The sequence below is a fragment of the Paenibacillus algorifonticola genome (assembly GCF_000971975.1).
Classification (GTDB): Bacteria; Bacillota; Bacilli; order Paenibacillales; family Paenibacillaceae; genus Pristimantibacillus; species Pristimantibacillus algorifonticola.
Genome location: NZ_KQ040779.1, coordinates 222,351 through 234,756 on the forward strand (window position 1 = coordinate 222,351; position 12,406 = coordinate 234,756).

14 protein-coding genes and 1 pseudogene are annotated in these 12,406 nt (G+C 50.1%); 7 read left to right on the forward strand and 8 right to left on the reverse strand.

The window, feature by feature from the left end:
* Window positions 1-25 precede the first annotated feature (25 nt).
* The 3 genes from WH37_RS02485 to WH37_RS02495 all read right to left on the reverse strand — a co-directional run bounded on the left by WH37_RS02485 (window position 26) and on the right by WH37_RS02495 (window position 2,879).
* Window positions 26-1,114 (reverse strand): BTAD domain-containing protein, encoded by a 1,089-nt coding sequence (locus WH37_RS02485; RefSeq protein WP_046228966.1) that lies wholly within the window; start codon window positions 1,112-1,114, stop codon window positions 26-28.
* 1 nt (window position 1,115) lies between these two features.
* Window positions 1,116-2,141 (reverse strand): histidine kinase, encoded by a 1,026-nt coding sequence (locus WH37_RS02490; protein ID WP_046228967.1) that lies wholly within the window; start codon window positions 2,139-2,141, stop codon window positions 1,116-1,118.
* A 180-nt stretch (window positions 2,142-2,321) separates the two neighbouring features.
* Window positions 2,322-2,879, reverse strand: coding sequence for a GbsR/MarR family transcriptional regulator (locus tag WH37_RS02495; protein WP_046228968.1), 558 nt, complete (start codon window positions 2,877-2,879; stop codon window positions 2,322-2,324).
* A 298-nt stretch (window positions 2,880-3,177) separates the two neighbouring features.
* On the opposite strand from WH37_RS02495, the gene WH37_RS02500 reads away from it, so the two are divergent.
* The 4 genes from WH37_RS02500 to serS all read left to right on the forward strand — a co-directional run bounded on the left by WH37_RS02500 (window position 3,178) and on the right by serS (window position 7,856).
* Entirely contained in the window at window positions 3,178-4,377 is a 1,200-nt protein-coding gene (locus tag WH37_RS02500) for a quaternary amine ABC transporter ATP-binding protein (RefSeq protein ID WP_046228969.1), read from the forward strand.
* Window positions 4,374-5,210, forward strand: coding sequence for an ABC transporter permease (locus tag WH37_RS02505; protein WP_046228970.1), 837 nt, complete (start codon window positions 4,374-4,376; stop codon window positions 5,208-5,210). Before WH37_RS02500 ends, WH37_RS02505 begins: the two co-directional genes overlap by 4 nt.
* A gap of 87 nt (window positions 5,211-5,297) precedes the next feature.
* Entirely contained in the window at window positions 5,298-6,143 is an 846-nt protein-coding gene (locus tag WH37_RS02510; protein WP_231594093.1) for a glycine betaine ABC transporter substrate-binding protein, read from the forward strand.
* A gap of 282 nt (window positions 6,144-6,425) precedes the next feature.
* Window positions 6,426-7,856: a serine--tRNA ligase gene (serS, locus tag WH37_RS02515; protein WP_046228971.1), complete on the forward strand. Its 1,431-nt coding sequence runs from the start codon at window positions 6,426-6,428 to the stop codon at window positions 7,854-7,856.
* Between the two features lie 173 nt (window positions 7,857-8,029).
* Here serS and WH37_RS02520 read toward each other — a convergent pair whose 3' ends face one another.
* The 4 genes and pseudogenes from WH37_RS02520 to WH37_RS02535 form a co-directional block, all read right to left on the reverse strand.
* On the reverse strand, window positions 8,030-8,542 hold the full coding sequence (locus WH37_RS02520; RefSeq protein ID WP_046228972.1) for an SRPBCC domain-containing protein: 513 nt from the start codon (window positions 8,540-8,542) through the stop codon (window positions 8,030-8,032).
* A gap of 19 nt (window positions 8,543-8,561) precedes the next feature.
* Window positions 8,562-8,891 (reverse strand): ArsR/SmtB family transcription factor, encoded by a 330-nt coding sequence (locus WH37_RS02525; protein WP_046228973.1) that lies wholly within the window; start codon window positions 8,889-8,891, stop codon window positions 8,562-8,564.
* 249 nt (window positions 8,892-9,140) lie between these two features.
* A complete protein-coding gene (locus tag WH37_RS36960) occupies window positions 9,141-9,344 on the reverse strand; it encodes an ABC transporter permease family protein (protein ID WP_156182205.1) in 204 nt (67 codons plus the stop codon).
* Window positions 9,319-9,732, reverse strand: a pseudogene (locus WH37_RS02535) (LLM class flavin-dependent oxidoreductase); the annotation flags it as partial. The gene WH37_RS36960 and the pseudogene WH37_RS02535, both read right to left, overlap by 26 nt.
* A 314-nt stretch (window positions 9,733-10,046) precedes the next feature.
* On the opposite strand from WH37_RS02535, the gene WH37_RS36245 reads away from it, so the two are divergent.
* From WH37_RS36245 to WH37_RS02545, 3 genes are all read left to right on the forward strand, one after another.
* Window positions 10,047-10,550 carry an AraC family ligand binding domain-containing protein gene (locus WH37_RS36245; RefSeq protein ID WP_231594091.1) on the forward strand — a complete coding sequence of 168 codons (504 nt, stop codon included), beginning with the start codon at window positions 10,047-10,049 and terminating at the stop codon, window positions 10,548-10,550.
* Window positions 10,551-10,629: 79 nt separating this feature from the next.
* A complete protein-coding gene (locus WH37_RS36250; protein ID WP_231594092.1) occupies window positions 10,630-10,941 on the forward strand; it encodes a helix-turn-helix domain-containing protein in 312 nt (103 codons plus the stop codon).
* 310 nt (window positions 10,942-11,251) lie between these two features.
* On the forward strand, window positions 11,252-11,656 hold the full coding sequence (locus tag WH37_RS02545) for an IDEAL domain-containing protein (RefSeq protein ID WP_046228975.1): 405 nt from the start codon (window positions 11,252-11,254) through the stop codon (window positions 11,654-11,656).
* Window positions 11,657-11,979: 323 nt separating this feature from the next.
* On the opposite strand, the gene WH37_RS36965 is transcribed toward WH37_RS02545, so the two are convergent.
* Window positions 11,980-12,102: a hypothetical protein gene (locus WH37_RS36965; protein WP_269431259.1), complete on the reverse strand. Its 123-nt coding sequence runs from the start codon at window positions 12,100-12,102 to the stop codon at window positions 11,980-11,982.
* Between the last annotated feature and the right edge of the window lie 304 nt (window positions 12,103-12,406).

Sequence of the window (12,406 nt, forward strand, 5' to 3'; positions counted from 1 at the left end):
GATTGCATTAGCGACTCATATCGGTCTACAAGCTCGGCATGCGGACAAGCTCCAAGCTCCCCTGACGCTTGCAAAACTGCTTAAATACGGTGTCGGCCTTCACCCGATTGCCTCCTCTCTTATAGCAGCGGACTACGAGCCATAAGGCACCCTCATCGTAAGGCTCCTTGTTTAAGTATTCGAGCGCATAATCCGTTGCTACAAGAATATCTCCCTGATTCAGCAGCTCCTCGACCAGCCGCTCCATAACCAGGCCTCCGATAAGCCTATAATGCTCGCGCAGCCGATAAACCCAGACGCTCTGAATGTCAGTCAGCACTTCCTCCTTGTATAAGTTCACCGCCTGTCGGAGCAAAAATAGGCTGCCCATGTCGACCGCACGTTTCGCTAGCTGTTGAAATTCAAGCATATCTGAGGACATATGCTCGGCAGTCAAAATATACTTCTCCCTCAGCGATTTAATCCGAACCCTCCCGTCCAGCCCATTACGCTTCAACAGCTGACGGAGTTGATACACGCAGGTGTGAATGTATGCCCTTGCCTTCGTATCTTCCATTCCAGGAAAAACATCATCCATAATATTCTCCACGCGGCATTCCCGGTTCGTCCATAAATACGCGAACAGCTCCTTCGTTTTCAGCACCTTCCATTTGACGGGACCTGCTGTCCCATACAGGTTCAGCTTGCCAAAGCATTGAACGTCGACTCTGTCTTTCTGCTTTACCGCCTCGGCGGCCAATTTATTTCTCCCGATTCTGCGTTGACGCACACGCTCCACCGTTCGCTGAAGCCGCTGCGGGGCTACCGGTTTCAAAATATAATCCTCCACATTCAGCTCATAAGCCTGCAGCGCATGATTGTCAAAGGCCGTGACAAATACGGTAGCCGTCCCTGGGCAATAAGCGAGCATTTCCTCCGCGAACATAAGACCAGAAATTTGCGGCATGTAAATGTCTATGAACACGACATCCGGCGGCTCGCGCTTAATGGCCGCAAGTCCCTCCAGCGGATCATCATAAAGCTGAATGGAGCCGATTCCTTCACAGCTCGATAAATATTCCTTCATTTCCTCAAGCGCCCAGTGCTCATCATCCACCACCGCGACGTTCAACATTTTAAATCCCTCCCTGTGCCGGTATCAAAAAGGTAACGGTCGTGCCTCCGCTTTCGCGCCGTCTAATATGCAGTCCCGTTCCAAAATGGCGGAGCAGCCGCTCGTTTGTATTCGCAAGCCCAATTCCCTGCCGCAGCTGTTGCCCGCTTGGCAATCGCCTGCCTGGCGGCTGCTTCCTTATGCGCATGAAGCTTTCAAGCTGCTCCTCCGGAATACCGACTCCATCGTCCTTAATAATGACGCGGATGCCCCCAGGAACGGAGAGCGTAATAATTTCAATCGTGCCGCCAATGAGCTTGGCTGTAATGCCATGGCGAATCGCATTTTCCACCAGCGTCTGAATGATAAAGGGTGGCAGGTGAAACTGCGTCGCTCCGAGCTCGTAATTCACCTGCAGACGGCTGCCAAATCTAGCCTTCTCCAAATCCAGATAGGCGCTGACGAGTGCAAGCTCGACCTTGAATGAAACAGCCTCCGCCTGATTCTCAAAATCAAAGCTGCTGCGCAAAAATTCACTCAGGCTGCGAAGCAGTCCCCTCGCTTCCTCGGCATTACGCTTGCTGATGAAAATGATTGTGCCGATTGCATTAAATAAAAAATGCGGCTTAATCTTCGCACGCAGCATCGCCAGCTCCGTCTCTACAAGCCCGGCCTCTGATTTTCTCAGCTGCACGAGCATGTAGAGCTTATGCTTAAGCTCTACAGCGGCGAAGGGCCGCAATAAATAATCATTCATCCCAGCTGTGTAGAGTCGTTCCAGTTGGCTCCTGGCCTTTATGTCAAGCAGTAGGAGTATGTATAGCTCCTTGCTGCCGCTTGCCACACGAATAGCGCGGCACGCGGCTTCAGCATCCTCTGCCAGAGAAGCGTCAATAAGACATAGGTCAGCCTCGTCGCCCTGCTTGAACCAGAGCAAAGCGTCTTCCAGCCTGCTCTCAGCCGAGACTTGTATATTTTGTTCGGTGAACACATCCGTAATAATCGCTCTTTCGGTTACGCGGTCATGAACGAGAAGCGCATGAAGCAATGCAAATCCCCCATTCCAAATTATAGTAGATAAAAACGTCTAGTAACTATATCGGTTATAGAAGCTTCTCTTTATACTATGCCCTGTAGGGAGACGCAGAAAAGACCGGTCGCTTTCAACCGGCCTTGCACGAAGCGTATGTTTTTTATACGTAGGTTATGTTGTGCGAAATTCTGCTGTCTACTCTTCCTTCGGAATCAGCTTGTAAATTTCTCCTGACTCAAAAGCATCAATGAGACGTCCCAGCCACTTGTAATACGTGAGCGCTTCCTGAAGCTTCTGCCTGTCGCTTGCGAGTACTTCAAGAAAGGCTTCGGACTGCTCGGGGTTTTCCTCAAGCTGTTCAATTTCCTTGAGAGAACGGGTTAGGGCAAGTACATTTTGCTCCGCAGCCTTCCTCCATTTTATAGAGAAAAAATCCGTGAAGTTCTCGTGCCAGTCCGGCACCACCTCATACAAATCTTTGCGTGAGCCTTTGCCCCATACTTTATTGATCATTTTCAGATCGTATAATGTCCGCATTCCGGTGCTCATTGACGTTTTGCTCATTCCCATCGTAGCACTCATTTCGTCCAGCGTGACAGGCTCGCGGTTGAAATACATATTGCCATATAAATGCCCGATGGACAGCGTTATGCCATATAGATCCATGTTTTTGCCGATTGATTCAATGACGCGCCGGCGCGTCTTCAGCAGCAGCTGCTGCTGCTCTTCTGTTAATGCTGCAAGTTCATCCATGTCGTTCCTCCTGAGGAGTGGCGTGTCCCATTCATCCTACAACATGTATTGTAATCAAACGTCTAGGGAAATGTAAAGAAACATGTTGATATGAAAAAGGGAGTTATCAGGAGTATTCTGTACGAAAAGTTTGTAAAGTTATAACTGTACAAAGCATACAGAGGCTCACGCCTTTTGACCATTACATTGTTATCCAACTACACTTATAAGCAGACGAACACTCGAAGCTTGGTGAAGAAGCGTTATGATAAAGCGTACACCTCGCTTCCTGTGCCAAGGATCGTGGAGGGGGTACTACATGGCTATTATAGAAGCTAAAAAGCTGACCAAGATTTTCGGAGCGGACCCAAAAAAAGCGATACCGCTGCTGGATAAGGGCTGGTCAAAAGAAAAGATTTTAAAAGAAACGAAGCTGACTGTCGGCGTGAATCAAGCCAATTTTTCGATAGAGGCCGGACAAATATTTGTCATTATGGGCTTATCGGGCAGCGGCAAATCGACGCTCGTTCGCTTATTGAATCGCTTAATTGAGCCGACGGGCGGACAAGTGCTGTTTAATGGCAAGGATGTGCTCAAGATGACGGCTGAGCAGCTCCGGCAGTTTCGGCGCAAGCATGTCGGGATGGTGTTTCAGAAATTTGCGCTGTTCCCGCATCGCACCGTTTTGCAAAATATCGAATATGGCCTTGAAGTTCAAGGCATCAACAAGTCGAAGCGCCGGGAAATGGCGATCCAATCTTTAGAGCTAGTAGGCTTGAAAGGCTACGGCGACAGTTATCCCGAGCAGCTAAGCGGCGGGATGCAGCAGCGCGTAGGCCTTGCAAGAGGACTTGCCAGCGATCCCGAAGTACTGCTGATGGATGAAGCGTTCAGTGCACTTGATCCGCTTATCCGCAAGGATATGCAGGATGAACTGCTGGAGCTGCAGTCGAAGATGAAAAAAACGATCGTCTTCATTACCCATGATTTGAATGAGGCGCTGCGCATTGGCGACCAGATTGCCCTAATGAAGGATGGCAGCATCGTGCAAATCGGCTCACCGGAAGAAATTTTGATGCAGCCTGCCAATAAATATGTCGAGCGTTTCGTCGAGGACGTCGATTTGTCCAAGGTGCTCACCGCCTCCCATGTGATGGCGAAGGCCGAGACGATTACGAATGAGAGAGGACCGCGCGTTGCGCTCCAGCTCATGCGTGCCAGAAGCATCTCCAGCTTATATATGGTGGACAGGGAGATGCGCTTGCTTGGTGTTATTACGGCCGACGATGCAGCCAGAGCTTTGAAGGAAGGGCTGTCACTCGAATCGCTGACCCAGCGTGATGTTCCAACCGTATCGCCCGATACGCTGCTCAATGAGCTGTTCGAGCTGATGGGCAATGCCAGATTGCCCGTTGCTGTCATCGGCGAAAATGGACGATTAAAGGGCATCGTCATTAAAGGCGCAGTGCTCGCCGCACTCGCAGGCAATACCGAAATAGAGGCAGGTGTTAAAGCATGAATATACCCAAAATCCCTTTAGCGGACTGGATTGGGGCGCTGGAAACATGGCTTGAAACCCATCTCGGCCCGCTTTTTAAGCTTATTAAAGTGGTCGTAGGCGAAACGGTTGGCGGATTAAATATCGCTCTCGACTTTTTCCCTCCGCTTGTGCTTATTATTCTATTTACCGCAGCAGCTTGGTTTCTCGGCAAATGGCGCATGGCGCTGTTTACGTTTGTCGGCCTGCTCATCATTGATAATCTCGGCTATTGGAGCCAGACGATGCAGACGCTGTCGCTCGTGCTGACCTCCGCCCTCATTTCAGTGGTGGTTGGCGTTCCAGTTGGCATTTTGTGTGCACGTAAAAATAGCATTCAAAATATCGTTACTCCGATTCTTGACTTCATGCAGACGATGCCGGCCTTTGTCTATTTGCTGCCTGCCGTCTCCTTCTTCTCGCTTGGCGTCGTGCCAGGCGTCATCGCTTCGATTATTTTTGCGATTCCACCAACGATTCGCATGACCAATCTCGGCATTCGCCAAGTTCCAGAAGAGCTGACTGAAGCGGCTGATGCCTTCGGCTCTACACCGTCGCAGAAGCTGATCAAGCTGCAATTGCCGATTGCGCTGCCGAGCATTATGGCGGGCATCAACCAGACGATTATGCTGTCGCTTTCGATGGTCGTTATCGCATCCATGATTGGCGCACAGGGCGTTGGATCGTACGTGTACCGCGCTGTGACGCAGGGCAACACCGGAGTCGGCTTTGAAGCGGGGATCGCAATCGTTATATTGGCGATTATCCTCGACCGCTTGACGCAAAATGCGATACGCCGTACGAAAAAGGCGTAAGCAATCTTAAGTGCTATCCGCCTTTACAGCGGAATAGCTGCAATATCAATCGAATGATTTTTAGAAGGAGTGTTATTGTTGAGAAAAATGAAAATGCTAGTTGCTGCCGTTATGCTCGCTGTTCTAGTCGCCGGCTGTTCTTCCGCCGGAGGAAGCAAGGACATTACCCTCGCTTATGTCGCTTGGGATTCAGAAATTGCCAGCACCTATGTTGTAAAGGAAGTATTGGAACAGAAGCTGGGCTACAAGGTTGAAATGCTCCAAGTTGATGCCGGACCGATGTGGGCTGGCGTTTCCGACGGAAGCGCTGACGGAATCGTTGCGGCTTGGCTTCCAAGCACGCATGCCTCTTATGCAGACAAATACAAAGGGCAGTATGAGGATCTCGGCGCTAACCTCGAAGGTACAAAAACCGGACTTGTCGTTCCCGCTTATATGGACATCAAGAGCATCGAGGACTTGAATGATACGACGGGGCCCGAGCTGGACTATAAAATTATCGGCATTGAGCCGGGTGCCGGACTTATGATGGCGTCGGAGAAAGCGCTCGATGAATACGGTCTGCGCGATAAATGGACGCTGCTTGAAAGCTCGTCCGCTGCGATGTCGCAGGAGCTTCAGAAGGCGTATGACAATAAAGAGCCGATCGTTGTTACCGGCTGGACACCACACTGGATGTTTGCCAAGATGGATTTAAAATATTTGGATGATCCGAAAAATGTATACGGAGGCGCGGAGCAAATTCATACGATTGTACGCAAAGGGCTGAAGGAGGACAAAGCGGAAGCTTACGCTTTCCTAGACAAGTTCAACTGGACGCCGGATGATATGGCGAAGGTCATGGTTGCAATACAAGGCGGTGAAACGCCGGAAGCTGCCGCGAAGGCTTGGGTTGAAGGCAACGCCGAGCTGGTTGATGCTTGGTTGAAGTAATTCAATCTTGCTTTCAGGAGCAACGCACGCTATAATACATCTAATTTCATTACAACGACTTGCTGATGACGAGATTCCAACTCCGAGGCGTTCTCGTCAAGAGAGATGTTTGGCACTTCTCCTAAGTTAACCGGGCCCGCCCGTTATCGCGGAACCAAAGCGGATCGTTCGGCATTGCCGTCCGGTCAAATTGGGTGGCACCGCGAGTTTAACGCTCCTCGTCCCAAAAGGATGAGGGGCGTTTTTTGCGTTTTTATTTAAAAGATGAAGGAGCGCGGTAACATGCTGGACATGAAATGGATTCGCGAAAACAAGGAGCTGGTACAGCAAGCGGCGGAGCATAAGGGGCTGGATTTTAACGTCCAGCAGCTGCTTGAAGCGGATACTCGCAGACGCGAGCTGCAGCAGCAGGCGGATGAACTTAGGCAGGAGCGAAATACGCATTCGCAGCACATTGGAAAGCTGATGCAGAGCGCAAACGCGAGGCGGCAGAAGCAAGGGTCGGAGCAAACTATTGAGCCCGAACAGTATACAGAGCCGTTACAGCAGGCAGCAGAGCAACAGCAATTGGCAGCGCTAGAACCGCTGCCAGTAACTAAGCAAGAGCAGGCCGCGCAATTGAAGCAAGCGGTAGCGAAAATTAATAAGCAGCTAAAGCCCTGCGAGGAACAGCTGCTTGAAGCCGAGCAGCAATTCCGCAAGCTTATGCTGGAGGTCCCCAATCCGGCTTCGCCCGATACGCCCATTGGCAAGTCGGATGCAGACAATGTGGAAGTGCGCCGAATAGGCAGCATTCCGGCTCCCGCTTTTGCGCTGCGGGATCATGTGGAGCTGGGAGAGCTGCACGGCATGATTGATATTAATCGCGGCGTTCGGACGGCGGGCACGCGCAGCTATTATTTGAAAGGCGCAGGTGCATTGCTGCACCGCGCCGTACAGCAGCTCGCGCTCGACTATTTGCTGGAGCGCGGATTTACGCTGCTTGATGTGCCTCTGATGGTAAGAGAGGAGGCGATGTACAATACGGGTTATTTCCCTGCGGGCACAGATTCGGCTTACCGAATCGACGGCGAAAATCGCTGGCTGATCGGAACGTCGGAAGTGCCGCTAGTCGCCTATTATGATAATGAAATCGTCGATGTTGTCGAGCCGATTCGGCTTACCGCGGCAACCGCCTGCTTCCGCAGCGAGGTCGGCTCGGCAGGCCGGGATGTGCGCGGCCTCTACCGCGTGCATCAATTTGCCAAGGTTGAGCAGGTCGTGCTTTGTGAAGCCGATCCTGCCCGTTCGGAGGCGATGCTCCACGAAATAACGGCGAATGCGGAACAGCTGCTGCAATTGCTGGAGCTGCCCTATCGGGTTGTTGCTGTCTGCAGCGGCGATATGTCGCCAAAAAATTATAAGCAATTTGACATTGAAACGTGGATGCCGAGCAGGCAAGCTTATGGCGAGACACATTCGTCGTCGAACGTGCATGATTTTCAGGCGCGGCGCTCGAATATTCGCTATCGTGATGCAGAAGGCAAGCTTCGTTACTGCCACACGCTCAACAATACGGCAGTCGCAACGCCGCGCATTCTCATCCCGCTGCTGGAAAATCATCAGCTGGAAGACGGATCGATTTATATTCCAGCAGCACTGCGCCCTTATATGAACGGGCTGGAAATGCTGCAAGCTCCAGCCGCCCCTGTAGAGGAATCGGTTTACGAGTAGCGCAGCCCGAAGTAAAGCATGACCATGCAGCATTTCGCGATTAGGCTGGAGAATAAAAAACAAGCGCTGCTTGAACGGCAGCGCTTGTCTCATTTTATAATTGAACAGCAGTTCGAAAGGAACGGGCAGATTGCTGGATCGCTTTATTTTTCTAAGCAATAATGACGTTATGGTTATTTCAGCTCTTCCAAGTATGCAACCAGGCGATCCGACGTTTCGCTGATGCCCTGCTCCATTCCCATTTCGATAACCGTTTTGAGTGCTTCCTCGGTTGGATAGCGGGTCACGCTTACGAATTTGGTTTTGCCATCCTCCGTCGCTTCGAACGTCATGATGACGTCAGCTGCCGGCATATCTGCCGACTCATTGCCTTCGGCATCGGAGAAATAGTCGACATAGGCGATTTTTTCATTCGTTACAATTTCCTTATATACGCCCTTGCCCCACGATTCAAAGCCGTAAAAGTCCCCTTGGTTCTCGTCGATGCATTTCATGCAGTAATGCCATACGCCGCCTGGGCGGAAATCTACTGTGCAAGCCGACAAAATCCAGCCATTCGGTCCCCACCAATGCTTCAAATGCTCTGCCGTCGAATGTGCTTCAAATACGAGTTTATGAGGTGCATCAAAAACCCGCTCCATCGTAAGTACCTGTCCTTCAACCTTAAAGCTTAATTTGTTCGTCATTGTAATTTCCTCCTGAATGTTAGTTTGGTTTGCGATCCCGTTCCTTCAACTGCTGCAAGTAAAGATCCAATTTGTCGAACCGCTCGCTCCATAGGCTGCGATACGTTTCCAGCCAGCTGTCCATCGCCTGAAGCGGCTCCACCCGAAGCTTGTAATAACGGCGATTGGCTGCTGCCTGCACCTCGACAAGTCCCGCTTCAAGCAAAATACGCAAATGCTTGGAAGCTTGAGGCTGACGAATGTGCAGACGATCAGCAATTTCTCCGACAGTCAAGGAACCATCCACGAGCAGCTCCATGATCCGCAGGCGTGTCGGGTCGGATAATGCGCTGAATGTCGTAGCATCCATAAAAACCGCGTCCTTTAATGGCGCTGTTAGAATCAAAGGGAAGTCAGCGCTATGAAGTAGCTTTCGTTTCCCTGTTTTGAATATACCATTTTAGGAATATTCCCGTCAAGGAATAATTAAAACTTCCGTCGAGCTTGATTTACACCACATAGTTTTACATAAAAAAAGCCGCTAACAAGCATCAAATTTTCCACCGGCTTATATATAAAGATCAAAAAAGGAGCTGCACCCTCGCGGCGTGCGCTCCTTCTAGCCTTTCAATGATCCGGCGGCAATGCCGGAAATAAAATACCTTTGCAGCAATAAAAATAAAATAAGCATCGGCAGTGAGTTCAGTACTACTCCAGTCAGCAGCCCCGGATAATTGGTCGAATATTCACCCTGAAATTGCAAAAGCGCTAAGGGCAGTGTCATTTTCGCCTTATCCGTAGCGTTCATCATGCGCATGGACAAGCGGATCGCCAAGCTCCTCCAAATCCTGCACCGAGCTTCCCGTCACAACGTTAATCATCGCGCGTCCGCCAGATAATTGATCAAGCGCCGCTCCCATCCGGGCCGACAGCACCGGGGTTACAAGGCCGGGACGCACCGCTACGAGCGGGCGAAGCGTCGTCGTGTGGCTCATAATAGCCGAGCCGACAACCCAGGCGTCCAAGCATGGGCCGCCCGTTGGGATCAGTACGAAGCCTAAGCCTGCTTTTTCAGCCGTTTTAGCCACATCAATCAAATAGTCCAGCGTAGGTTCCCTCTCCGATGCTACGCCTACGTAGCTGCCGTCTCCTGCCGTAGGCAGAAACCAGCCAAATTCTATCTCTTTATGTTCATTAAGATTACTCACCATTATGTTCTCCTTTACGGGTATGTCGCTGAATCCGTGAGCAGCCCGTATCTCCAGTTCGTCTGGCAGATGCCTTTGGTACATCCGGCTGTCCGGTCAATAACCAACAATTTTAGTAGGAATAGTTGAATTTGCATCATAACAATCAACCATTAGCGGGTCAATGTCATTTCGCGGCGTATTAAACTTGTCATTTTGTGATGTCGAATCATTTGCTATACTGGGTGAGGTTATGTAATTTCACAGCGCCATTTAAGTAAAGATAGATTAATAGATTGTAGGCCAAGCACGTTTAAACATGGAAAAAAGGGGTATTAATGATGAGACCGAATATGCGTGAGGACCATCATGAATGGCTGGAAATCTATCATTTCACGCCTTCTGCTTTCGAGAAATCGGGGGCCGCATGGCCGATTAGGGTTGGGACGAATATCGCCAAGCCGAATTATCATATCGGCCCGCGCACCACGCCTTACTATTATTTGCTAGGCGTGCTGGAGGGGCAAGGAACGTTCATTCAGGGCAACATGGCGTACACGCTGCGTCCAAATGATCTGTTCTGCCTTTTCCCGCAGGTTACCCATGACTATTTCACCTTGGCGGAGGAGCCGCTGCACAAAATCTTTTTTGCATTTGACGGCAAGAAAGCGCTCCAGCTATTGGCTAGGCTCGGGCTTGGCCCGCAATCGCCTCATGCACCCGGCGCACTGACACCGAAGGCCGCCGCTTTTATGCAGCAGCTTTTTGCGGCTCGTCAGCCACTCTGGTCCGCCGAATACCGACCTGGCGCGGCTGAGCCTTTTTCACCGCATTTGGGATGAGCTTGTTTCATCCGCTTCTCCTGCCGCTGTCCCCCACGACCATCGCAGCATCAGTTGGCTGCAAAAGGGGCTGGAGTATATGGAGATTCCTTATGCGGAAGGCATTAACGTGGAGAGCGTCTCTCTTTATGTGGGCGTGAACCGCACCCATTTCACTAAACAATTCAGCAAAGCATACGGCATAACACCGGTCCAATATATCCAGCAGCTAAAAATGGGCGAAGCCAAGCGGCTTCTGGCGCAAACCGGCTATACGTTATCGGAAATCGCCAGCTCCATCGGCTTTCCCGACCTCTTTTCTTTTTCCAAAGCGTTTAAGAAAAATATGGGGGTTGCGCCCAAGCAATACCGCTCCCAGCTCATTAGCGGGCAAAGAGAGAGCAACGATTGACAGCTGTAACTGTATAAATTATAATTACAGTATTATCATTGTTAAATTGTAATGAGTTTCAAGGTGAAACGGCCGTCGCCATCCTTTGGCGGCGCGGCGCGTTTCATTCCGAGAAATATAGAGAAAGGATAGCGTTACGATATCCTTTCCTATATTTCAAGCGTAAACGGCTGAAGCCGTCCTCTGGTGGCTAAGCTACCGTTTCGCGATGAAAGATAAGCCCATTATAAGTGTATAACTTATAAATGCTTATATTTTGAAAAAATCAGGCATAATTGCAGGTTCCATTAAACGACAGGTGGTGACTGGAATGAATAATGAGATGATAATTAAACCGGGCGACTGGATGAACGGAACGACTGGAAATGGCGAGCTGATGCTTGGCTTCGTAGAAAGCGTTGATGCTTCCCACGGCACGGTACGGCTATATGTAACGGCATGCGACAATGAGCTTGCTATCGGCAGAACGATTACGCTTGCGGCTTCACAGGTTAATTTGCTGCGCTCGTCACCGCTGTATACGGTGCAGCAGTTGACGCAGCTGATCGACCTGGCGCTTGCGACGAACGATGAAGCTTGGTTTAATGAGCTTTCGGGCATGCTCGTCACTTTGAACAATGGCAAGTTGCCGCAGGACAGCTCTCTGCCGAACGCCCATACCAAGATTTTCAACCGTCTGGGCATTTCGGTTAATGGAGAAGCAAACGGCTTGTAACACATAGCAGCAAAAAAGTTCGTCGGCACTTGCATGCCGGATGAAGATCGAGCGTTCCTTCGGGGACGCTCTATTTTTTTGAGTGCGGCAAAAGGCTTGGGGTGAACGAGCGGTGCGTGCTGGGATTGAAGGTGGATTTTACGCAAAATTTGGGGTTGTATTGTTTTCTGCCATCCCTTACGATGAAAGAAAATAATGTAAGAGAAACAAGTAAAAGACTGGTGCGAATGTGAAGCTCCCATGAAATCCCTAGAGGATTCGCACCTCGACATTTGTCGAAAACGACGTATTTTCATGAGAATGGTTAAAAGTCAATATTTGTTTTAGACTTTTTTAGCATTACTTTTTTTGAAAATATGCCGGATGAATGCCTGCTTGGCATCATTCATGGGCATTTTCGCTGTCGCACTCCGTATGGGGTGCGTGGATTGAAACTGTTTTGCCACGGCTCACGACCTCCTAAACTTGTGTCGCACTCCGTATGGGGTGCGTGGATTGAAACGAATGATCTGAAGCGTATGTGTTTTTATCAATTACGTCGCACTCTGCACAAAGATAGGTTTGGTGGACACAGCAGCCGCTATTTCAACAGAATCACGGGTTATGGCACAGTCTGCGGACTCAGGAGCCGCTAATATGCTGCAAATGGCCATTTTTTCGGGATAATGAGGATGATAACGGATTTCCTGTAGCTAGAATAAAAAGTGGACACAGCATTAAGGAACGCCTAATAATAGACGTAACGAAAAA